Below are 20934 nucleotides of genomic sequence, written 5' to 3' on the forward strand. Positions count from 1 at the left end.
AGCCGTCCTGGTCACACCTTCCCGCGGGTTCCGCGCAATGGCCTACGGCTGCCTGGTCATCGACTCCAGGGCGCGCCGGGTGGGCGCCCCGTAGACGCCCGGCGGATCGCCTTCGACGCCCATCCAGGACTGGAAGGTACGCACCGCGTCCGCGACGTCGCCGTCGTACCGGCCGTCGGCCCGACCGCGGTAGAGGGTGAGCTGCGCCAGCCGCTGCTGGAGCTCCACGACCCCGGGGCCGCTGTCGCCCTGGCGCAGTACGGCGGCCGACGGTGCGGCGGGGTGGTGCTGACCCGCGTCGGGGGTGCCGCTGGGCGCCGGGGGAGGGGCCTGCGAAGGCTGCGCGGCCGGGGCGTCCGGCGCCGAAGCGGTGGCCGCCCCGGTACCGGCGGACGGCTGTCCGGACCGTGTGCCGGTGGGGGTGGACGGCTTCGGCTGTCCCGCCGCGCTGGACGGCGCGGTGGGGCGGGAGTCCGCCGTCCCTGAGGGGGACGCGGATACGGAGGCGGACGTGGAGGGCGGGGGCGGCTGGACCGGGGTGTCGGGGGCGCTCGTCATCACGTCGGGCAGGGCCTGGTCCTCCGCGGGGCCGTCGGGCGAGAACAGCCCGGCCGCGAACGCCGCGCCGCCCAGCACCGCCACCGCGGCCACCCCACCGGCGATCACGGTGAAGGGTCTTCGCCGCCGCGCGGACGGCTCGGGCTCCCCAACTGGGTCCAACGGTGACGGCGCTGTTTCCACCGGCCCTGTTTCCACCGGCGCTGTTTCCACCGGCCCCGTTCTCACCGGCTCCGGCTCCGGCTCCGGCTGCTGCCCGGCCGGCCCCCGCCCCGGCTGCTCCCCAACCGCCCCCGGCTCCACCGCGCCCGCACCCGCGCCCGCGCCCGTCACCCGCACGGCGGCGGCCGGCGCTGTCGGGTACGCGGCCCCCACCACGTCGTCCAGCGGATCCGGTGGCGGATCAGGCAGCCGTACATAGGGCCGTACACGCAGCGGATCGAAATCCTCATGGCTCACTGTGGCCACCCCCTTGAACTCGCGCCTTTGACTCGCGCCCTTGAACTCGCGCCCCTTGAACTCGCGGCGATTATGCCGCAGCACCAGGATGGGAGACATGGCTCAGGAAACCCCGGCACCCCCGGCAGCGCCGGTGGCGGCCGACGGGCAACCCCAGCGGTCCGTCCTCGTGGCGATCGGCGCCCTGCTGCTCGGAATGCTCCTCGCCGCCCTCGACCAGACGATCGTCTCGACCGCGCTCCCCACGATCGTCAGCGACCTCGGCGGCATGGAGCATCTGTCCTGGGTGGTCACGGCGTACATGCTGGCCTCGACCGCCGCCACACCGCTCTGGGGCAAGCTCGGTGACCAGTACGGCCGCAAGAAGCTCTTCCAGACGGCCATCGTCATCTTCCTGATCGGCTCCGCGCTGTGCGGTGTCGCGCAGAACATGCCGCAGCTCATCGGCTTCCGCGCACTCCAGGGCCTCGGCGGCGGCGGTCTGATGGTGCTGTCGATGGCGATCGTCGGCGACATCGTCCCGCCCCGCGAACGCGGCAAGTACCAGGGACTGTTCGGTGCCGTCTTCGGCGCGACGAGTGTGCTGGGCCCGCTGCTCGGCGGGCTCTTCACCGAACACCTCACCTGGCGCTGGGTGTTCTACATCAACCTCCCCATCGGCGTGATCGCGCTCGGTGTCATCGCCGCCGTGCTGCACATCCCGGTCCGCTCGACGAAGCACACCATCGACTACCTCGGTACGTTCCTCATCGCGTCCGTCGCCACCTGTCTGGTGCTCGTCGCCTCGCTCGGCGGCTCCACCTGGGCCTGGGCATCGGCACCGGTCATCGGCCTCGCGGTGCTGGCCGTCGTACTGCTCGCCCTGTTCGTGTACGTCGAACGGGGCGCCGCCGAGCCCGTACTGCCCCTGAAGCTCTTCCGCATCAGGACCTTCGTGCTCTGCTCGCTCATCAGCTTCATCGTCGGCTTCTCGATGTTCGGCGCGATGACCTATCTGCCGACCTTCCTCCAGGTCGTCCAGGGCGTCTCACCGACCATGTCCGGCGTGCACATGCTCCCGATGGTGTTCGGCCTGCTGCTCTCCTCGACCGCGTCCGGCCAGATCGTCAGCCGCACCGGCCGCTGGAAGGTCTTCCCGATCGCAGGGACGGGCATCACCGCGATCGGGCTCGCGCTGCTGCACCGGCTGACCGAGCACAGTTCGACCTGGTCGATGAGTATCAGCTTCTTCGTGTTCGGCCTGGGGCTCGGCCTGGTCATGCAGGTCCTGGTCCTCGTCGTGCAGAACGCCGTGAGCTACCAGGACCTCGGCGTCGCCACCTCGGGCGCGACCTTCTTCCGCTCCATCGGGGCGTCCTTCGGCGTGGCTATCTTCGGCACCATCTTCACCACCCGGCTGCACGGCAAACTCAGCGACGCCCTGGCCGGCCGGCCGCTCCCGCCCGGGGTGAGCGCGGGCAGCCTGCAGGCCGACCCGCGTGCCATCGCGGCCCTCCCGCCGCAGCTGCGCCCGCGCGTGCTGCACGCGTACGCCTCGTCCATCACCGACGTGTTCCTGTACGCGGTGCCCGTGGTGCTGCTCGCCTTCGTCGTCGCCTGGTTCCTCAAGGAGGACAAGCTGCGCGGCTCGGTCACCACCCCGGAGGTCACCGAGACGCTCGCCTCCAACCCGGTCCAGCGGTCGTCGTACGACGAGGTGATGCGGGCCCTCTCGGTGCTCGGCAGCAGGGAGGGGCGGCGCGAGATCTACGAGACGATCACCGCGAAGGCGGGCTACGACCTGCTCCCCGCCACGAGCTGGCTGCTGCTGCGCATCAAACGCCACGGCCTGGTCGAACCGGCCCAGCTGGCCGAGACCGCGCCGGTTCCGCTGCGGGCCATCACGGAAGCGGCCCGGCAGGCGGAGGAGCGTGGCCTCGCCGTACGCGAAGGGGTGCAGCTCGCGCTGACCGACCCGGGTGTGAACGTCGCGGCGCGGCTCGCCAAGGCCCGCGAGGACTCCCTCGCCGAACTGCTCGGCGACTGGTGGGGCCCCGAACGGCCCACCGATCTGGTCGTCCTGGTGGAGGAGCTGAACGGTGAGCTGTGCGGCTCGGACGCCGAATGGCCGCGCGAACACGAGCAGCGGCCGGTGTGAGCCCCGGCCTTTACAGGCTCTTCCCGTGCCCGTGCCCGTGCGCCTACAGGTCCTTCCCGTACCAGATTTCCATGTACGGGCCGGTCGTGTACGCCGGTATCTCCCGGTAGCCCCGGCGTACGTACAGCCCGCGCGCCTCGACGAGATCCAGCCGGGTGTTCAGCACCATCCTGGTCGCCCCCAGCCGCCGGGCCGCGTCCTCCAGCGCGGCGAGCAGGACCGAGCCGCCGCCGGTGCCGCGCAGTCCGGGGCGGGTGTACACCCGGGTGAGCTCGGCGGTCGCCGGGTCGAGCAGCAGCACCCCGCCACAGGACGCGGGCTTGCCCTCGTGCCGCCCGACCAGGAACTCCCCGGTGGGGAAGGCCAGTTGCTCGACGCCGTCGTCGGCCAGCCCCTCGTCGATCTCCTGCTCGGTGGCCGGCCGCCGCCAGTAACGGCCCGCCACCTCGCCGTAGTAGGAGCGGCGCAGCGCGTACGCGTCAGGGGTGTCGAAGGGCTCGGGGGCCACGATCCAGGTCACCGGAGGCATTGTGGCCGCGGCACCGTCGTTTGGCACCCGAATTCCGGGACACTCGAACGGCGTACGAATAACGGTCCGTTCGCGAGAAGGAAGGCAGTCATCGTCATGCCCATCGTCCTGATCGTCGCGGTGATCGTGGTGTTCGTCGCTGTTGTCGCCGCTTTTCTGTACTTCGGGCCCGGCAGGGGGACACGCCGCGGCAGCCTGAGACGCCGCTTCGGCCCCGAGTACGACCGGGTGCTGGCACGCCATGACGGCAATGCCGGAGCCGCGGAGGCGGAGCTCGGTGAGCGGGTGAAGCGGCACGGCCCGATGGAGAAGCGTCCGCTGACCCCCGAGACACGGGAGCGGTTCGTGTCCCGGTGGACCGGGCTCCAGGAGCAGTTCGTCGACTCACCGCGGCAGGCGGCCGCCGAGGCCGAACGGCTCGTCGGCGCACTCGCGCAGGAGCGCGGATTCCCGGCTCCCGAGGACCGGGAGAACCACGTCGACGCGCTGTCGGTGCACCACCCGCACCAGGTGAACGGCTACCGCACGCTGCACAGTTCGGTGGCGGACGGCGCGGGCACCGAGGACCTCAGGGCCGCACTGCTCGAAGCGCGCGGCCTCTTCGGTGAGCTGGTGGCCACCCGGGAACACGATCCGGACCGCGGGGCCGAGCGGGTCCGGGGAGGGAGCGCGTAATGGCGTACGAACAGGAACGACCGGAGCGTCAGGAACGGCCCGAGCGGTCGGAGCAGCAGGAGCGGTCGGAAGAGCGTGGCTCGGCTGCGCACGGATCCGGTGCGCGGGTCCCGGATGTACAGGTCCCGGATGTACAGGTCCCGGATGTACGGGTCCCGGACGTAAGGGGCGACGGCTTCGAAGCGGGTACGGCCGGCGGGCACGAGGCCGCGCCGGTGCCGGACTCCGTCGCCGAGGCGGGCGTGGAGCCCGCGGCGGATGTGCGGGGGAGCGGTTTCGAGACCGAGGAGGCGGGCCGGCATGTGACGGCCGCGCACGCCTCGGGCCACGCCACCGGCCCGTCGGACGCCGGACCGTCCGGCACCGGCCCCCTGTCCGGGCCCGCCGGCCAACTCATCTCCGCCGACGAGCGCGAGAAGCTGGAGCGGCGGCTGCACGGAGCCGTCAGCGGCTTCGTCGACGCGCCGAGGAAAGCGGTCGAGCAGGCCGACCGGGTCCTCGACGAGACGGTGACGAGGGTGACCGCCCTCCTCACCGAGCAGTCCGACAGCCTGCGGACGTCCTGGCACGGCAAGGACGGGACGCCCGCCACCGAGGAACTGCGGCTCGCGCTCCGCACCTACCGCGAGGTGACGGAGCGCCTGCTGAAGCTCTGAGCGGCAGCTCCGGTCAGCCGTTCTTCGGGGCGGCCTGCTGGACGACCTCGAAGGACCACAGGGTCGAGCCGGAGGCGGCGGGCCTGGGACGCTCGCCGCCCTCGCCGCCGCCCGCGTGGGCGCCGCGCATGGACGTCGCCATCCACTTCTCGAAGTCGGCCTCGGTGGCCCAGCGGGTGTAGACGAGGTACTGGTCGGTCCCCTCGACCGGGCGCAGCAGCTCGAACCACTCGAAGCCGTCGGAGTTCTCCACGGATCCCGCGCGGGAGGCGAACCGCTTCTCCAGTACCTCGCGCTGCTCGTCGGGCACAGTCAGGACATTGATCTTCACGATGCTCATATCGCCCATCCTGCCGTACCCGATACCCGCCCGTGCGGGGCGGGTCGGGCCGTCGGGCCGGGTAACCCCCTGGCCACGCTGAATCCGTAGCAGCGGCGGCGGATCAGCACCAGCCCGAATCGGGAGAGGGGGTCAGCAGCGTGGATCAGGAGAGCGGCGGCGGCGCGTGCACCGGCGGCGGAGGCACGACCGGGCGGCGGCGCCGGGCCAGCACCAGCAGCAGGGCGGCCACCACGAGCACCACCAGCACCCCGCCCACGGTCAGCAGCCAGACCGGGATCCCGCCCGCGGTCAGCAACTTCTCCTCGTAGATCACCCGCTGGTAGGGCCGGTCGGACGCGGCAGGCCGCAGCTCGTGGTCCCCGTTGATCCGGGACGGCACGGGGAAGCTCTGCTCCAGCGCGGTCAGATACGGTTCCCCGTCCGCGAAGCGGCCCAGCGCACCCCCCGCCGGGATTTTCCCGGCGTACGTCACGTCGGGCGGCAGCCCTCCGATGCTGTTCCGCGGCTCCATCCGGTGCGCGGCCAGCACGTACAGGCCCAGGGTCTGCGGGTTCTGCGCACGCCGGGACAGCCGCATCGGATAGACCAGCCGGTCGCTGGCGAAGGTCAGCTTCAGCGGGTCGAGGATGCCCGCGAGCGTGCCGCCCTTGCGGTCGGGGGCCAGCCGCACCGCCACGTACTCCCATTTCCGGTCGACGTACGGCTTGAGGTCGTTCGTCATCCCGTCGGGCAGCCGGAAGCCGTTCTGCCGGAGCCAGCTGTCCAGGGCCCCGGGGTCGGTGGCCGTCAGCCGGGCCACGTCGAAGGGCCCCAGCCGCTGCCGGCCGACGACACCGACGGCGGGAGCGCTCGCGCGGGGCGGGACGGCGGAGGCGCCGTCGTTCCCCGACCCGGAACGGAACGGCCAGTCGTCACTGTGCGGCCAGAAATGGTGGCGGGTGCGGTGCACCGGGGCCGTGACCGAATCCAGCGCGTCGAAGAGCGCGTTGTCGCCGAGCGTGACCGTGGCCCGGTGGGGCACCGGCATGATCCAGGCTGCCTGCTTCGCGTTCCCCGCGACCGTCAGGCTCATCATGATCTGCTCACTGTGCCCGTCCCAGCGCACCGCCGACGTCTCCCGGTCCACATTCAGCCGGGATGACGGGTCGTGCACCAGCGCACCGCATCCGCAGGCGTACGCCGGTGCCACCAGGGAACCCAACTGCACCGCCAGCAGTGCGAACACCACAAGAAGTGTTCTGCTCCGCAGCCGCGTCCCCCGCAGCCGCGTCCCCCGCAGCCGCGGCCCTCGCAGTCGTGTTCCCCGAATCGGCGGCCGCCCTGCCCGTACCGGTATCCGTCTCCCGTGAACCCGCATCCCCCGTGGCCTCTCCCCGTCACCGACATGTGCCGTGCTGTTCAGTTCCGTTTCACTGTCCGACACGAGCACAGACGGCGTACGAAGGGGGCCGGTTCCGGACAACTCCGCAGGCGGTCCGGCGCCCCGGATCCGCCGTGCGGTATCGGCCACGCAGGGGTCCCACGGACCGGAGCGGCCTGCGGCTCGCTGCGGGCAGTGCTTGAATGGCCCGGCCAGGACGGCACGGCCAGGGCTGTCGGCGGATGGTCAGGTGAACCAGGGGTTGCCTGCGTCCCTCCTACGGGGCAGTGCGAGTCTCTGGCAGAGCTATCAGACACCTATCGGACACAGGGACCGGGTATCTCCGGTTACGAGGACGGGCGGAGGGCCGGCGCGGCGTGGCGAACGAGGGGCACAGCGGGGCGCGGACTGCGGTGGGCGCAGGAGCGGGAATCGAGCGGGCACGAGCGCTGCTCTGGCTGGTCGTCGCCGCACTGGCGGTCCGGCAGGTGGCCGCCATACTGCGGTTGCCGCCCAGCAGACGCCTCACCGACCTGGAGACCTGGACGGGCGCCGACGGTGTGCTGCACATCGGCGGCCCGCTCTACGCGACCGGGAAGTTCACCGGAACCCCGTTCTCCGGTCTCGTGCTGAAACCGCTCACCCGCTCCGCCGAGCAGAGCCTCGGCGTCGCCTGGACCTTCGGTTCGCTGCTGCTCGTCGCCGTCCTCGGCCTGGTCGCCGCACGCGCGCTGCCGGGCGAGGTCTCCCGGCGTACGAGGCTGATCGCCGCCCCCGTCGCCATCAGCCTGCTGATGCTGTCGCTGCCGGTGCGCAACGCCTTCCACCTCGGCCAGACCAGCATCATCCCGGTGCTCCTCGTCCTGCTGGGGTGCTTCGCCGTACGGGACCAGCGCGGGTCAGGAGTGCTCATCGGGCTCGGGGCCGCGCTCCAGCCCACCGTGCTGCTCTTCGTGCCGCTGCTCTGGCTGACCGGCCGCAGACGCGCCGCGCTCTCCGCCACCGCTGCCTTCGCCGTCTGCACCGCGCTCGCCTGGGCCCTGATGGCGCGTGACTCCTGGACGTACTGGATCCACCACGTGGCGGGCGCCGGTCTCGGCTCGCACCCGGACGGGCTCGCCAACCAGTCCATGCACGGCGCGCTGCTGCGCTTCGGGCTGCACGGGCCGCTGGAGATCGTGGTCTTCCTGGTCCTCGCCGTGGCGGTCTCGGTCCTCGCGCTGCGCCGCGCCGCGCGGTACGCGAAGGACGGACAGCTGCTGCTCGCCGTCGCGGTGACGGGCTGCGCCGCGGTCGCGGTCTCGCCGACCGCCTGGCAGCACCAGCTGCTGTGGGTGCTGCTCGCGGTCGTCGGCCGGGTCGGCCGGCGCGTCGCCGACCGGATGGTCTGGCCCGCCGTGGTCGTCCTGGTGAGCACGCTGCCCGGCACCATGCTGCTGCCCAACATGGCGGCGCTGTACCCGGTGCGGGACAACGTGGTGCTGCTGACCGCCATCGCCGCCGCCTGCGCGGTGCCCTTCATGGGCCGCACCGCGCCCGGCTGGGACGCGGCGGAGCCCACCGTGTACGCCACGCCGGTCCCGGCCCGCTGGAGCCGGGTGCCGCTGCTGCCGTTCTGGCGGCGGGTGCTGACCCGCCCCAACCTGCTGCTCGAACTCCTCGCGATCCGCGTCGGCTACTCGGTGTACTCGCACATCCGGGCCGCCGCGACCGGCGGCCGCTCCACCGCCGAGGCGCACGGCCGTACGGTCGTCTCGATCGAGAAGGCCCTGCACATCAACATCGAGCACTGGGTCAACCACGCGGTGGTGAAGGTCCACTGGCTCGAATCGTTCTTCAACTTCTACTACGAGTCGTTCCACTTCGTGGTGCCGCTGGCGATCCTCGCCGTGCTGTACGTGCGCCGCCCCAGCGACTACCGCTGGGCGCGTACGTCGCTCTCCTTCGCGACCCTCCTCGGCCTGGTCGGCTTCTACTTCTTCCCGCTGGCCCCGCCCCGGCTGATGCCCGGCCTGGGCTTCATCGACTCGGTCCACGGGGCTCAGGACCTGGCGCACCCGGACTACGGCGCGATGACCGCGATGACCAACCAGTACGCGGCGATGCCCTCGCTGCACTTCGGCTGGGCACTGTGGTGCGGGGTCACGGTCGCGGTCCTGGTCCCGAAGCGCTGGATGAAGGCGGTCGCGCTGCTGCACCCGATCTTCACGGTCAGCGCGATCATCGCCACCGCCAACCACTGGGTGCTGGACGCGATCGGCGGCGCGACGGTGGTGGCACTCGGCTTCGGCCTCACCTACCTGCTGGCGGGCCCGCGCACCCTGCTGGCCCCCGACGCGGCAAGGCAGCCCGATCCGGCGCAGCGACAGAAACCGCTGTCACCGGACCAGGAACAGCAGGAACAGCAGGAACAGCAGAAACAGGAGCAGGAGCCGGAACAGCAGGCACCCGAGGCGGCCGGGGCCGGCTGACGGGCCCGCCGCGCGGGTCCCGGCCCATGTGCGGGGCCGGGACCGCCCCGGTCACCCCCGGTTCACCTGGAGTTCCTTGATGCCGTTCAGCCAGGCCGAGCGGAGCCGTCGTGGGTCGCCCGTCAGTTTCAGGTCGGGCAGTACGTCCGCTATCGCGTTGAAGATCAGGTTGATCTCCAGTACGGCCAGGGACTTGCCCAGGCAGAAGTGCGGGCCGCCGCCGCCGAAGCCGAGGTGGGGGTTGGGGTCGCGGGTGATGTCGAACTGTTCCGGGTTCTCGAAGACCTCGGGGTCGTTGTTGGCCGACGAGTAGAAGATGCCGACCCGTTCGCCGGCCTTGATCTGCTGTCCGCCCAGCTCCAGGTCCTGGGTCGCCGTGCGCTGGAAGGAGACCACCGGGGTGGCCCAGCGCACGATCTCCTCGGCCGTCGTCTCGGGCCGGTCCGTCTTGTAGCGCTCCCACTGTTCGGGGTGCGTGAGGAAGGCGTGCATGCCGTGGCTGATCGCGTTGCGGGTGGTCTCGTTGCCCGCCACGGCGAGCAGGATGACGAAGAAGCCGAACTCGTCGGACGACAGGTTCCCCTCGCCCTCCGCCGCGACCAGCGTGGACACGATGTCCTTGGCCGGGCACTCCTTGCGCTCCGCCGCGAGATTCATCGCGTACGAGACGATCTCCATGGCCGCCTCGGTGCCGACCTCCTCCGTGATCGCGTACTCGGGGTCGTCGTACGCCGCCATCTTGTTGGACCAGTCGAAGATCTTCGAGCGGTCCTGCTGCGGTACGCCGATCAGCTCGGCGATGGCCTGGAGCGGCAGCTCCACCGCGATGTTGGTCACGAAGTCGAAGGAGCCGTCGTCCGCCGCGCCCGCCAGGGCGGTCTCGACGATCGAGCGGGCGCGGTGGCGCAGCGCGTCCTCCAGGGAGCGGATGGCCCGCGGGGTGAAGCCGCGCTGGACGATCTGGCGGACCCGGGTGTGCTCGGGCGGGTCCATGTTCAGCATGATCAGCCGCTGTACGTCGATCTGGTCGCGGCTGATCGACTCGTTGAACCTGATGACCGCGGTGTTGGTGTTCGACGAGAACAGCTCCGGGTGCGTGGAGACGTACTTGACGTCCGCGTGCCGGGTGACGGCCCAGTACCCCTCGTCGCCGAAGCCCGCGATTCCGGCCGGCTGGGTGCACCACCAGACCGGTGCGGTCTGCCGGAGCTGGGCGAACTCGGGGTGTGGGACCCGGTCTTGGAGCAGATCCGGATCCGTGAAGTCGAATCCTTCGGGCAGATGGGGGCAGTGCATCGGCTCCTCCAACTCCAGGTCTGGCTGACTGTGCGCTCTGGCTGTGTCCGGCCGCTGACCGTCTGACGACCCATCAGAAGTGGTCCGAAGATAGTAACGAGTTCTACAAGGAGCAAGGGTTCCGGACGGAGTTGTTGCGCGCCAAGGGGGCGTGCGGCGGCGCAATACCCGTGCAAGGGCCTTGCGTACCGGGGGTAGCACTCATAAGACTGCACAGAGAACTAGAACGCGTATCAGTTCTTCCGCGCGGGCGCCGGGACGCCTCAGCGGACGTGGAGGAGAGGACGAGCTCATGGCCGCGGAACCCGTCATCGTCGAAGCCGTACGTACCCCCATCGGCAGGCGCGGAGGCGCCCTCGCCAATCTCCATCCCGCCTATCTGCTGGGCGAGACCTACCGTGAACTCCTGGGCCGCACCGCCATCCACGCCGACTGCGTCGAGCAGATCGTCGGCGGTACGGTCACCCACGCGGGCGAGCAGTCCATGAACCCGGCGCGCAGCGCGTGGCTGGCGATGGGGCTGCCGTACGAGACCGCTGCGACCACCGTGGACTGTCAGTGCGGGTCATCGCAGCAGGCCAGCCACATGGTGGCCAACATGATCGCGGGCGGGGTCGTGGACGTCGGCATCAGCTGCGGTGTCGAGGCGATGTCACGGGTGCCGCTGGGCAGCGGCTCCAAGCACGGCCCTGGCAAGCCGTTCCCCGACGAGTGGAACGTCGACCTGCCGAACCAGTTCGAGGCCGCCGAGCGGATCGCCCGGCACCGCGGGCTGACCCGCGAGAACGTCGACTCGCTCGGCCTGATCTCGCAGGAGCGTGCCGCCGCCGCCTGGGCCGAGGAGCGCTTCAAACGGGAGACGTTCGCCGTCCAGGTCCCCACCACCGAGGACGAACAGGCCGCGGGGCAGGGCATGTGGCGCCTGGTCGACCGGGACGAGGGGCTGCGTGACACCACCATGGAGGGGCTCGCCGGGCTCAAGCCGGTGATGCCGGTCGCCGTGCACACCGCCGGGAACTCCTCGCAGATATCCGACGGGGCCTGCGCGATCATGTGGGCGTCCAAGCGGATGGCACGGGCCCTCAAACTCAGGCCGCGGGCGCGGATCGTCGCCCAGGCGCTGGTGGGTTCGGACCCGCACTTCCATCTGGACGGGCCGGTGGACGCGACGCGTGCGGTGCTCGGCAAGGCGGGGATGTCGCTCAAGGACATCGACATCGTCGAGATCAACGAGGCGTTCGCCTCGGTGGTGCTCAGCTGGGCCAAGGTCTTCGAGCAGGACCTGGAGAAGGTCAATGTGAACGGCGGAGCGATCGCGCTCGGGCACCCGGTGGGGGCGACCGGCGCCCGGCTGATCACCACCGCGCTGCACGAGCTGGAGCGCAGGGACAAGGAGTTCGCGCTGATCACCATGTGCGCGGGCGGCGCGCTGGCCACCGGCACCATCATTCAGCGGCTGTAGAACCTGCGATGGATCCGGGGCGGGCGGGACCGGACCGGTCCTGCCCGGCGTCGGAGCCCGTCTCCGGGGCGGAGCCTGTCTCCGGGGCGACGCCTGCCTTCGGGCCGGAGCCCGTCTCCGGGGCGGAGCCTGTCTTCAGAGCGACGCCCGTCTCCGGGGCGAACGCCGCCTCCGCGTCGAAGGCCGCGCGCCGGGTCGCCCTGCGCAGTGCCTTCAGGACGGTCGAGCCGACCACCAGGGTCAGTACGACGGTGACGGCCGCCCGCCCCAGGTCCCAGCCGAGCGACGTGGCCGCGCAGTACGCGAAGAAGCGCGCCAGATTCGCCCCGACCGCGGCACCGGGGTGGAAGGAGATCCCGGACGAGAGCCCGCCGATATACGTCCAGCCCTGCAGATTCATGACCGTGCCGTACGCGAACGCCGCCAGGCACCCGTATCCCGCGAGCATCAGCAACTCGGCCCGCCCGCGCAGCCGCCGGGCACCCGGCAGCAGCCCGGCGCCCATCGTGAACCAGCCCATCGCCAGCATCTGGAAGGGCATCCACGGCCCGACCCCGCCGGTCAGCAGCGCGGAGGCGAACATCGTGACCGAGCCGAGCACGAAGCCGAATCCGGGGCCGAGCACCCGCCCGCTCAGCACCATCAGGAAGAACATCGGCTCAAGTCCCGCCGTGCCCGCGCCGAGCGGTCGCAGCGCGGCGCCGACCGCCGCCAGCACACCGAGCATCGCCACCGCCTTCGCGTCGAGACCGGCGTCGGCGATGGTCGCCACCACGACGGCCACAAGCAGCGGAAGCAGCGCGGCGAACAGCCACGGCGCGTCCTGCGAGTGCGCGAGCCCGGACGCGGAGTCGGCGAGCAGCGGCCAGCCGAAGGCGAACACCCCGATCACCGTGATCAGGACGAGCGCGGCGACCGAACGCGGCCCGAGACCGATGGCCCTCACAGCGCCTCCCGTACCTGGGTCACCGTCAGCCAGTCCTGCGGCGCGAGGATCTTCGCGACCTGCGGTGCGAAGGACGGCGACGAGACCACGACCTCCGGGGTCGGCCCGTCCGCGACGACCTCGCCGTCGGCCAGGATGACGACCCGGTGGGCGAGTTCGGCGGCCAGCTCCACGTCATGGGTGGCCAGCACGATGGCGTGCCCCTCACTCGCCAGCGCCCGCAACACCCCGACCAGCCGGGCCTTCGCCGCGTAGTCCAGGCCGCGCGTCGGCTCGTCGAGCAGCAGCAGCGGGGGACGGCCGGTCAGGACGATCGCCAGGGCCAGCGCCAGCCGCTGGCCTTCGGAGAGATCACGGGGATGGGTGGAGTCCGGGACGCCCGGGAGCAGTTCGGAGACCAGGGCCCGGCAGCTGCCGGGGGCGGCGCCCGCGTCCGCGTCGGCCGCCGCGCACTCGGCGGCCACCGTGTCCGCGTACAGCAGATCGCGCGGCTCCTGCGGTACGAGCCCCACCCGGCGGATCATCTCGCGCGGCGGCGTCCGGTGCGGGGTCCTCCCGCCGACCAGGACCGACCCCGACGACGGCTCGTGCATGCCGACGAACGTGCCGAGCAGGGTGGACTTGCCCGCGCCGTTGCGGCCCATCAGCGCGACCGTCTCGCCGGGCCGCACCGAGAGGGAGACCTGCCGCAGCGCCTCGATCCGCCCGCGCCGCAGGCCCAGCCGCTCGGCCGCGGCGACCGGTTCGGCGGGCGGCGGAGCGGCCGGGTCCGTGCGGGCCAGGCCGGCCAGCCGCTCGCGGAGCGCGGCGGCCCGCCGCCTGGCGTCCCGTACGGACAGCGGCAGCGGATCCCAGCCCGCCAGCCTGCCCAGCGCGACGACCGGCGGGAAGACGGGGGACACCGCCATCACATCGGCGGGTGTGCCGAGCACCGGAGCCTCGCCGGGGCCGGGCAGCAGGATCACCTGGTCCGCGTACTGCACCACCCGCTCCAGCCGGTGTTCGGCCATCAGCACCGTCGTGCCCAGGTCGTGCACCAGCCGCTGCAGGACGGCCAGCACCTCCTCGGCCGCCGCCGGGTCGAGCGCGGACGTCGGCTCGTCGAGGACCAGCACCTTGGGGTGCGGGGTCAGCACGGAGCCGATCGCGACCCGCTGCTGCTGACCGCCGGAGAGCGTCGCGATCGGGCGGTCGCGCAGCTCGGTGAGGCCCAGCAGGTCGAGGGTCTCCTCCACCCGCCTGCGCATCACGTCAGGGGCGACGCCCAGCGACTCCATGCCGTACGCCAGCTCGTCCTCGACGGTGTCCGTCACGAAGTGGGCGAGCGGATCCTGGCCGACCGTCCCGACCAGATCGGCGAGTTCGCGTGGTTTGTGGGTACGGGTGTCCCGGCCGTCGACGGTGACCCGGCCGCGCAGCACCCCGCCGGTGAAGTGCGGCACCAGCCCGGACACCGCGCCGAGCAGCGTCGACTTGCCGACGCCCGAGGGGCCGACGAGCAGCACCAGCTCCCCTTCGGGCACGGTCAGATCGACCCCTCGCACGGCGGGCTCCCGCGCATCGGCGTACGTGACCGACACCTGCTCGAACCGGATCACTTACGCCCTCTCCTCTTTCTTTCTCTTCGGTACGGGGCCTTTCGCCACTGAGCCTTGCGGTACGCGGGCTTCCGCAACGGGGGCCCGCGGTACGGCAGCCTTCGGTACCGGGGCCACGAACGCGGGGACGAGACCGATCAGCACCGCGCCCGCCGGCCACAGCGGCAGCACCGGCGCCACCAGCGGGACCACACCCGGGTGCAGGGCCGCCGTGTCCCGGCCGCCCGCCCAGATCATCAGCGCGGCCACCGCGACCCCCGAGCCCGCGACCAGCCAGGCGCGCGGGCCCCACACATCCGGCCGGTAGCGCGTCCGCACGGACCTGCGGCCGCCCAGCCTGAGCCCGGCCAGCGCGGCCAGCAGCCCCACCCCGAGCACCGGCAGACCGTACGAGGCACCCTCGGCGGCCAGCAGACCGTACGTCCCCGCACAGACCCCGAGCAGCCCGCCGAGCGTCAGCGCGGTCGTGGTGTGCCGGACCGCACGCGGCACCTGCGCCGTCCTGCCGTATCCGCGGGCGTCCATCGACGCCGCGACGGCGACCGACCGCTCCAGCGCGCCCTCCAGGACCGGCAGCCCGATCTGCAGGACCGCCCTCACCCCGCCCGTGGGACGGCCGCGCAGCCGCCGCGCGGTCCGCAGCCGCACCACATCGGCGACCATGTTCGGCGCGAAGGTCATCGCGACGACGACCGCCACCCCGACCTCGTACAGGGCGCCCGGCAGGGACTTGAGGAGCCGGGCCGGATTGGCGAGGGCGTTCGCCGCGCCCACACAGATCAGCAGCGTGGCCAGCTTCGCGCCGTCGTACAGCGCGAAGACCAGCTGCTCCGCCGTCACCCGGCCGCCGATCCGTACCCCCTGCGCCCAGTGCGGCAGCGGGAGCCCGGGCAGGGTGAAGAGCGTGTGCGAGCCGGGGACCGGTGAGCCGAGGACCACCGAGAACACCAGCCGGATACCGATGACGAACAGCCCGAGCCGTACGAACGTGCCGTACGAGCGGGCCCAGGGCGCGTCCGTGCGCCGGGCCGCCACCACATAGCCCGCCACCCCCACCAGCAGGCCGAGCAGCAGCGGGTTGGTCGTACGGGAAGCCGCGGTGGCCAGACCGAGGGCCCACAGCCACCAGGCCCCCGCGTGCAGGGCGTTGCTGCGGCCCACGGCGGGGGCGCGGAGTGACACGGTCATCCGCTGTTGCGCCTGCGGCGCGCCTGCCACACACCGGCCGCGCCGAGCACGACCACCGCGGCGATCCCGCCGACGAGCCCGGCGGACGGGCCACCGCTGTCACCGCTGTCGCCGCTGGTGCTCTGCGCGGCGCTGCCGGCCGGCTTGTCGTTCTTCCCGCCCGGCTGTTTCTGTGCCACCTGCTCGCCGCAGCCGGTCCTGGGGTAGCCGGCGATCGAGCAGAGCAGCGCGTCGCTGTTGTAACGCAGCGGCTTGGCGACGGCGGCGAGCGCCTCGGCGCTGGTCGCGTCCCCGCCGACCCGCGCGCACACGGTGCGCTCGGCCGGCGGCCTCTCGCCGCCCGGCGCGTCGGCCGCCGTGCCGAAGTCGATGACCAGCGCGACCCGCTTGGAGCCGCCCTCGGCCGGGGTCTTCCCGCAGATACCGTCGAAGGTGAGGGGTCCGCCCCGCGCCGGGACGCGCGGCTTGCTCGCGTCCTGGGAGTCCGCGCTGACCGCGAACCGGAAACCCTGGACGTCCCCGTCGGCGGGCCTGGCCGTCGACGGCCCCTCGGTCGCGTACTGCCAGCCGCTGCCCGAGCGGTCCCAGAACGACCAGTACCGGTACCCGGCGGCCTGCGCGGGAGCCGCCCCGAACGCCGTGAGCGCGGTGAGCGCCGCGCCCACCGCGACCGCCAGGGCGGTCAGCCGGACGGAACCTGTCCGCACGCGGTGGTGCTTACGGAGTGTCGGGCGGCGCGTCGGACGACGTATCGGGCGGCGTACCGCATGGGGCATCGGGCGGCGCATCAGACCTGTCGCTTCCTGCCGCGCATGCTGAGCAGGAAGCCGATGCCGATTCCGGCGACCAGGCCGACGCCGACGATCCACCAGACGCTGACGCCCGAGCGGTCGCTGTCCTTCTTCGCGTCGGCGGCCCGCTCCGACGAAGCGGGGGCCGGACCGGTCGCGTTGAGCTGCTTGACCAGGTCGGCGCCGCCGAAGTCGTGCGGGTCGATCCCGTTCGCGCGGGCCGCGAAGATCAGCTGGGCGTACGCGGCGGGACCGCTCTGCCGCGCCCATCCGGCAGCGTGCTGTTCCAGCCAGGCGAGCGGCTGCCTGGCCTGGGCGATCAGCCCGTCGGCGCCGAGCGCGGTCACCGCGTCGGCGGTGTTGCCGTAGTCGGGCTGGTCCTCGGCGCCCGGCATCGCCGACTTCAGATACGCCTTCCCCGCGGTCGCACCGGCGAGATAGGTGGCGCCGTTGTGCGCGGTCTGGGCGGGCGTCGAGGCGTTCAGACAGCCCGTGCCGCTGACGTCCTTGCCGCCGGGGCGCGGTGCCAGACCGGCGCCCAGGGTGCCCAGCACGGCCGCGCCCGTCGCGTCGGCGTTCGCGTACAGCTTCCCCGTCTTCTTGTCCGGCTGGTACGCGAAGCCGCCGCCGCCCTCCTTGGCGTCGCACGGGATCGCGAGCGAGACCAGCACCTTCTTGGCCTTGGCCGTGGGCTCACCGGCCGCGGCGAGCGCGCCGATCACCACCGATGTGGAGTTCGCGTCGCTGACGCCGCCCGGGTTGTAGCTCCAGCCGCCGTCCTTGCCCGCCACGGACTTCAGCCAGGCGGCGCCCTTCTTCACGGCGGCGTCGTGCCCGCCGAGCGCGTCCAGGGCCTGGACGGCTGCCGCGGTGGCGTTGGTGTCCAGGAGCTCCTTCGGGCCGCACGGCTTCGTCACGTCGGCGCGGAAGGAGGTGAAGGCGCCGTCGGCGCACTGCTGGCCGGTCAGCCAGTCGACGGCCTTCGTGGCGGGGCGCACCCCGGTGGCGTCCTGCGCGATCAGCGCGAGGGACTGGCGCCAGACGCCGTCGTACTTGGGGTCGGTCTTGCCGTACAGACCGGAGGGGAGCACCGGGGACGCCGGGGCCGACGGCGACGGGGAGCCGGCGAAGGCCGTCGGTGCAGCGGCCGCGCAGAGTACGGCGGATGCGGCCAGCGCGGTGGCGCTGCGGCGAAGGGTCATGGCGGGCGGGGCCTCTCCTGCGGGGAAGCCGGGACTCGGGCCCACTCAGGCACCGGGGCTCCGGCTCCGTATACCTCGACGGTGCCGGCCACCGGAGGCTCCGGTGGCGCGAGCCGGTCACTTCCGTACAGGGCGGTCCGGCTCACCGCCGCAAATCGACGGTTTACGGATGGGGCATCCCCTGGTCGAGCGAAGCCGAGAGCTTGGGGAAGGGGTCAGCGCCGGATTTGCACCGGCTTCCCCCTGTGCGGGTGTGATGACGACCTTCCTACTGTACCGGCGTGCCGGTCACGGCCCCGGGGGCGGGGCACGGGTGCCTCTGCCTGAACGGCAACGGACGGCGGCGCACCGCTGGATCCGGTGCGCCGCCGTCCGTTGCCGCCCCGTAACGGCCCGGGGGCCGAAACGGCTTTCATCGGTCCTGCACAGCCCTACTTGATGTCGACCGGCCCGTTGTCGCCGTTGTCGTTGCCGGACTTCCCGCCGAGGTAGCGCTGGATCTCCGCGCCCCGGCCGCCCTGGTGGGCGTCGTCGTCCTGCGCGCCGAGGTTCTTCCGTACCGAGTCGAGGATCGTCAGACCCTGGCCCACCAGACCGGCCGCGATCTCGCCCAGGCCGTCCGCGCCGTTGAGCACGTTGACATTGGCACCCGCGAGACCGGAAGCGGCCTCCTTGACGATCTGCGGGAGCTGGTCGATCAGCATCCGGTCGAGCGCCACCCGGTCGTACGAGGCGGCTGCCGCGGCCTGGATCTTCATCCGCTCGGCCTCGGCCACGGCCAGCACCCTGATGCGCTCGGCGTCCGCCTCGGCGGGCTTCACGATCTCGGCGACCAGCTGCTGCTGGCGCAACTGGGCGGCGCGCTCGGCCAGTTCGGTCTGGGCCGCGAGCACCTCCTGCTGCGCGTGCGCCTGGGCGAGCGGACCGGCCTGGGCGGCCTCCGCCTGCGCCCGGTCCACCTCCGCCGAGTACTGCGCCTGTACGACGGCGGTCTGCCGCTGGTACTCGGCCTGGTTACGGTTGGCCTCCTGCTGCGCCTCCACCGACTGCTGCGTGGCCTGCGCCTGCGCGATCTGCGCCTGTCGCTGGATGGCCGCCGTGTGCGGGGCGGACATCGCGGCGATGTAGCCCGTCTCGCCGTCGTCGATCGACTGGATCTGGAGCGAGTCCACGATCAGACCGATCTTGGCCATCTCCGTCTTGGAGGTCTCCAGCACCTCGGTGGCGAGCTTCTGCCGCTCGGTGACGATCTCCTCGACGGTCATCGACCCGATGATCGACCGCAGATGGCCGGAGAAGATCCGGCCGGTCAGCACCGACATCTGGTCCTGGTCGGAGAGGAAGCGCTGGCCGGCGTTGACGATGCTCTCGGTGTCGTTGCCGACCTTGAAGGCGATGACGGCCCGCACGGTCAGCACGATGCCCTGCCGGGTCACACAGGTCTCGGCGACCTCCGCCTCGCACATCGCCAGCGTCAGGAAGCGGGTCTTGCGGAAGACCGGCAGCACGAACTTGCCGTGCCCGGTCACGACCCTGAAGGGCGCACCGCCCAGACCACGCCTGCCTCCTGAGATGAGCATGGCCTCGTCCGGCGCCGGAACGCGATAACCCAACATCCTTGGTCTCCTTAGTCGCTGTCGCCGGGGTCGAGGGTCAGCGCATCCAGCGGATCCACGGGATCGGCCCACTCGATGACGTCGACCTGGCGAGTACCGCGGGATTCGATCACGAGCACTGTCGCCCCGTACGACAAAGGCTCCTGGGACCAGGCGAGAAAGGCTTCCCAGCCACCTCTGACCTGGACCAGGACCTCACCGGGGCCGGCAGATCCGCGCGTGGCCAGGATCAGCTTCCCCGTGCAGCCGATCACAGCCTCGTCCGGCGCCATCGGCGGCCGCCCCCCTCGTGATGTGCGGTACTGAATGCATGACCCTAACGCTACTCCGACCAGCGGACTATCCTCCGCTGGTCCTGAGTTCGGCGCCGGCGGGGGAGCGGTACGGGGGCGGCCGGACGGACGTATCCCGGGGGACCACCGGCCGTCTCCCGCCGGTACGGGACAGGACCGGGGTGACTTTCCCGGCTATACCGCTATATAGGTGACGGGGTCGTTGTCGGTGAGGGCTTCCGCGTGCCCCAGTTTGACCAGCCTGCGCACATGGGCCTCGGCCTCGGAGACCGCGATGTTGCGCGAGCCGTGCGGGATCTGCTCCCAGGGGCGGTTCCACTCCATCCGCTCGGCGATCTGCCAGGCGGTGAGCGGCTGGGCGAGCAGGGCCTGCAGATCCCGGAGGCGGTCCTCGTGGTGGGCGAGCAACTCCCTTACCCGGCCGGCCGCGTCGGTGAACGCGTGCTGGTGGGCGGGGAGCACCTCGGCGGGCGCCAGCCGGCCGATCCGCTCCAGGGAGGCCAGGTAGTCGCCAAGGGGGTCCCCCCGCTCGAGCGGAGTCGAGAGTGGGGGCGGATCGGTGACCGTGGCGTCGTCGGGGTCCTCGTAGAGGCCGATGTGCGGGGTGATGCCCGGCAGCAGATGGTCACCGGAGAACAGCCGGCCGTTGCCCGGCCGGTTCGCCGGGTGCTCCTCGTCCAGATGGAGGCAGACATGGCCCGGGGTGTGGCCGGGCGTCCAGATGGCGCGCAGCCTGCGGCCGGGCAGCGGCAGCAGGTCACCGGGGACGATCTCGCGGTCGGGAACGGCGGCCCGCAGCCCCGGCAGCGTCCGTGTGCCGCCGGATGCGCGGGCCCGGCGGAGCGGTTCGATGTGCTCGTCGGGTGCTCCGGCGGCGGCGAGTTTGCGGGTGAGGTACTCCAGCCAGACGGCCGGTTCGGCGCCGCGGGTGCGCTTGACGACCTCGGTGTCGGCCGCGTGCATCGCGAGCCAGGCCCCGGACTCCTCGCGCACCTGGCCGGAGAGGCCGTGGTGGTCGGGGTGGTGGTGGGTGATGAGCACGCCGTGGATGTCCGTGATGCCGAGGGAGAGCTCCGCGAGGCCCGCGGTCAGCGCGTCCCAGGACGTGGGGTCGTCCCAGCCGGTGTCGATCAGTACGGGGCCGCTGTCCGTCTCGACGACATGGACCAGGGTGTGGCCCAGCGGGTTGTCGGGGATCGGGACCTCGATGGACCAGACGCCTCCGCCGTGCTCGGTCACCTGCGCCATGGCGTCCTCAACTCTCTCCGGGGTCCCTGCGGTTGCCCGCCCGGCTCACTATAACTAGAACGGGTTCCAATGGGGTGGCGGGTCCCACCGGGTGGGATCCGGTCGG

At 72.0% G+C, this 20934-nt stretch carries 18 protein-coding genes and 1 riboswitch; of the genes, 5 read left to right on the plus strand and 13 right to left on the minus strand.

Annotated elements, in window-relative coordinates; translation table 11 throughout:
- Positions 1-42: 42 nt before the first annotated feature.
- On the minus strand, positions 43-1116 hold the full coding sequence (locus OG510_RS27265; protein ID WP_406140272.1) for a peptidoglycan-binding protein: 1074 nt from the start codon (positions 1114-1116) through the stop codon (positions 43-45).
- On the opposite strand from OG510_RS27265, the gene OG510_RS27270 reads away from it, so the two are divergent.
- The gene (locus OG510_RS27270) at positions 1115-3154 is read left to right on the plus strand and encodes a DHA2 family efflux MFS transporter permease subunit (RefSeq protein ID WP_406140274.1); all 2040 of its coding nucleotides are present in this window, start codon (positions 1115-1117) and stop codon (positions 3152-3154) included. The genes OG510_RS27265 and OG510_RS27270 overlap by 2 nt on opposite strands.
- A gap of 43 nt (positions 3155-3197) precedes the next feature.
- Here the strand turns inward: OG510_RS27270 and OG510_RS27275 are convergent, their stop codons facing one another.
- Entirely contained in the window at positions 3198-3683 is a 486-nt protein-coding gene (locus tag OG510_RS27275) for a GNAT family N-acetyltransferase (RefSeq protein ID WP_406140275.1), read from the minus strand.
- A gap of 96 nt (positions 3684-3779) precedes the next feature.
- Here OG510_RS27275 and OG510_RS27280 point away from each other — a divergent pair, with 96 nt between their 5' ends.
- Positions 3780-4358, plus strand: a complete 579-nt coding sequence (locus OG510_RS27280; RefSeq protein ID WP_406140276.1) for a hypothetical protein — start codon at positions 3780-3782, stop codon at positions 4356-4358.
- Positions 4358-5014: a hypothetical protein gene (locus OG510_RS27285; protein WP_406140277.1), complete on the plus strand. Its 657-nt coding sequence runs from the start codon at positions 4358-4360 to the stop codon at positions 5012-5014. Before OG510_RS27280 ends, OG510_RS27285 begins: the two co-directional genes overlap by 1 nt.
- Before the next feature lie 13 nt (positions 5015-5027).
- Here the strand turns inward: OG510_RS27285 and OG510_RS27290 are convergent, their stop codons facing one another.
- Positions 5028-5354 (minus strand): antibiotic biosynthesis monooxygenase family protein, encoded by a 327-nt coding sequence (locus OG510_RS27290; protein WP_406140278.1) that lies wholly within the window; start codon positions 5352-5354, stop codon positions 5028-5030.
- A gap of 145 nt (positions 5355-5499) precedes the next feature.
- Complete coding sequence (locus OG510_RS27295) at positions 5500-6582, minus strand: DUF2330 domain-containing protein (protein WP_406140279.1); 1083 nt, start codon at positions 6580-6582, stop codon at positions 5500-5502.
- A gap of 548 nt (positions 6583-7130) precedes the next feature.
- On the opposite strand from OG510_RS27295, the gene OG510_RS27300 reads away from it, so the two are divergent.
- The gene (locus OG510_RS27300) at positions 7131-9188 is read left to right on the plus strand and encodes a bifunctional glycosyltransferase 87/phosphatase PAP2 family protein (RefSeq protein WP_406142583.1); all 2058 of its coding nucleotides are present in this window, start codon (positions 7131-7133) and stop codon (positions 9186-9188) included.
- Between the two features lie 51 nt (positions 9189-9239).
- Here the strand turns inward: OG510_RS27300 and OG510_RS27305 are convergent, their stop codons facing one another.
- Entirely contained in the window at positions 9240-10484 is a 1245-nt protein-coding gene (locus tag OG510_RS27305) for a cytochrome P450 (RefSeq protein ID WP_406140280.1), read from the minus strand.
- A 292-nt stretch (positions 10485-10776) separates the two neighbouring features.
- On the opposite strand from OG510_RS27305, the gene OG510_RS27310 reads away from it, so the two are divergent.
- Positions 10777-11946 (plus strand): steroid 3-ketoacyl-CoA thiolase, encoded by a 1170-nt coding sequence (locus OG510_RS27310; protein ID WP_164266419.1) that lies wholly within the window; start codon positions 10777-10779, stop codon positions 11944-11946.
- On the opposite strand, the gene OG510_RS27315 is transcribed toward OG510_RS27310, so the two are convergent.
- From OG510_RS27315 to OG510_RS27350, 8 genes are all read right to left on the minus strand, one after another.
- Positions 11930-12925 carry an ECF transporter S component gene (locus tag OG510_RS27315; RefSeq protein ID WP_406142585.1) on the minus strand — a complete coding sequence of 332 codons (996 nt, stop codon included), beginning with the start codon at positions 12923-12925 and terminating at the stop codon, positions 11930-11932. The two genes, OG510_RS27310 and OG510_RS27315, sit on opposite strands and share 17 nt — an antisense overlap.
- Positions 12889-14490 carry an ABC transporter ATP-binding protein gene (locus OG510_RS27320; protein ID WP_406140282.1) on the minus strand — a complete coding sequence of 534 codons (1602 nt, stop codon included), beginning with the start codon at positions 14488-14490 and terminating at the stop codon, positions 12889-12891. Before OG510_RS27320 ends, OG510_RS27315 begins: the two co-directional genes overlap by 37 nt.
- Positions 14491-15678 (minus strand): energy-coupling factor transporter transmembrane component T, encoded by a 1188-nt coding sequence (locus OG510_RS27325; protein WP_406140283.1) that lies wholly within the window; start codon positions 15676-15678, stop codon positions 14491-14493.
- Positions 15675-16454 carry an SCO2322 family protein gene (locus OG510_RS27330; protein WP_406142586.1) on the minus strand — a complete coding sequence of 260 codons (780 nt, stop codon included), beginning with the start codon at positions 16452-16454 and terminating at the stop codon, positions 15675-15677. Before OG510_RS27330 ends, OG510_RS27325 begins: the two co-directional genes overlap by 4 nt.
- Before the next feature lie 11 nt (positions 16455-16465).
- Positions 16466-17671: a prenyltransferase/squalene oxidase repeat-containing protein gene (locus tag OG510_RS27335; RefSeq protein ID WP_406140284.1), complete on the minus strand. Its 1206-nt coding sequence runs from the start codon at positions 17669-17671 to the stop codon at positions 16466-16468.
- Positions 17672-17783: 112 nt separating this feature from the next.
- Positions 17784-17958, minus strand: a riboswitch (cobalamin riboswitch).
- Positions 17959-18102: 144 nt separating this feature from the next.
- On the minus strand, positions 18103-19287 hold the full coding sequence (locus OG510_RS27340; protein ID WP_164265925.1) for a flotillin family protein: 1185 nt from the start codon (positions 19285-19287) through the stop codon (positions 18103-18105).
- Positions 19288-19298: 11 nt separating this feature from the next.
- Positions 19299-19559 carry a hypothetical protein gene (locus OG510_RS27345; RefSeq protein ID WP_164265926.1) on the minus strand — a complete coding sequence of 87 codons (261 nt, stop codon included), beginning with the start codon at positions 19557-19559 and terminating at the stop codon, positions 19299-19301.
- Between the two features lie 195 nt (positions 19560-19754).
- Complete coding sequence (locus OG510_RS27350; protein WP_406140286.1) at positions 19755-20828, minus strand: MBL fold metallo-hydrolase; 1074 nt, start codon at positions 20826-20828, stop codon at positions 19755-19757.
- Positions 20829-20934 lie beyond the last annotated feature (106 nt).

The sequence above is a fragment of the Streptomyces sp. NBC_01089 genome (assembly GCF_045162975.1).
In the GTDB taxonomy this organism is placed as follows: domain Bacteria; phylum Actinomycetota; class Actinomycetes; order Streptomycetales; family Streptomycetaceae; genus Streptomyces.

Coding starts and splice junctions, on each gene's coding strand:
- OG510_RS27270 (WP_406140274.1), top strand. CDS start 1,115: ATGGCTCAGGAAACCCCGGCACCCCCGGCAGCGCCGGTGGCGGCCGAC.
- OG510_RS27265 (WP_406140272.1), bottom strand. CDS start 1,116: ATGTCTCCCATCCTGGTGCTGCGGCATAATCGCCGCGAGTTCAAGGGG.
- OG510_RS27275 (WP_406140275.1), bottom strand. CDS start 3,683: ATGCCTCCGGTGACCTGGATCGTGGCCCCCGAGCCCTTCGACACCCCT.
- OG510_RS27280 (WP_406140276.1), top strand. CDS start 3,780: ATGCCCATCGTCCTGATCGTCGCGGTGATCGTGGTGTTCGTCGCTGTT.
- OG510_RS27285 (WP_406140277.1), top strand. CDS start 4,358: ATGGCGTACGAACAGGAACGACCGGAGCGTCAGGAACGGCCCGAGCGG.
- OG510_RS27290 (WP_406140278.1), bottom strand. CDS start 5,354: ATGAGCATCGTGAAGATCAATGTCCTGACTGTGCCCGACGAGCAGCGC.
- OG510_RS27305 (WP_406140280.1), bottom strand. CDS start 10,484: ATGCACTGCCCCCATCTGCCCGAAGGATTCGACTTCACGGATCCGGAT.
- OG510_RS27310 (WP_164266419.1), top strand. CDS start 10,777: ATGGCCGCGGAACCCGTCATCGTCGAAGCCGTACGTACCCCCATCGGC.
- OG510_RS27325 (WP_406140283.1), bottom strand. CDS start 15,678: ATGACCGTGTCACTCCGCGCCCCCGCCGTGGGCCGCAGCAACGCCCTG.
- OG510_RS27330 (WP_406142586.1), bottom strand. CDS start 16,454: ATGCCCCATGCGGTACGCCGCCCGATACGTCGTCCGACGCGCCGCCCG.
- OG510_RS27335 (WP_406140284.1), bottom strand. CDS start 17,671: ATGACCCTTCGCCGCAGCGCCACCGCGCTGGCCGCATCCGCCGTACTC.
- OG510_RS27340 (WP_164265925.1), bottom strand. CDS start 19,287: ATGTTGGGTTATCGCGTTCCGGCGCCGGACGAGGCCATGCTCATCTCA.
- OG510_RS27345 (WP_164265926.1), bottom strand. CDS start 19,559: ATGGCGCCGGACGAGGCTGTGATCGGCTGCACGGGGAAGCTGATCCTG.
- OG510_RS27350 (WP_406140286.1), bottom strand. CDS start 20,828: ATGGCGCAGGTGACCGAGCACGGCGGAGGCGTCTGGTCCATCGAGGTC.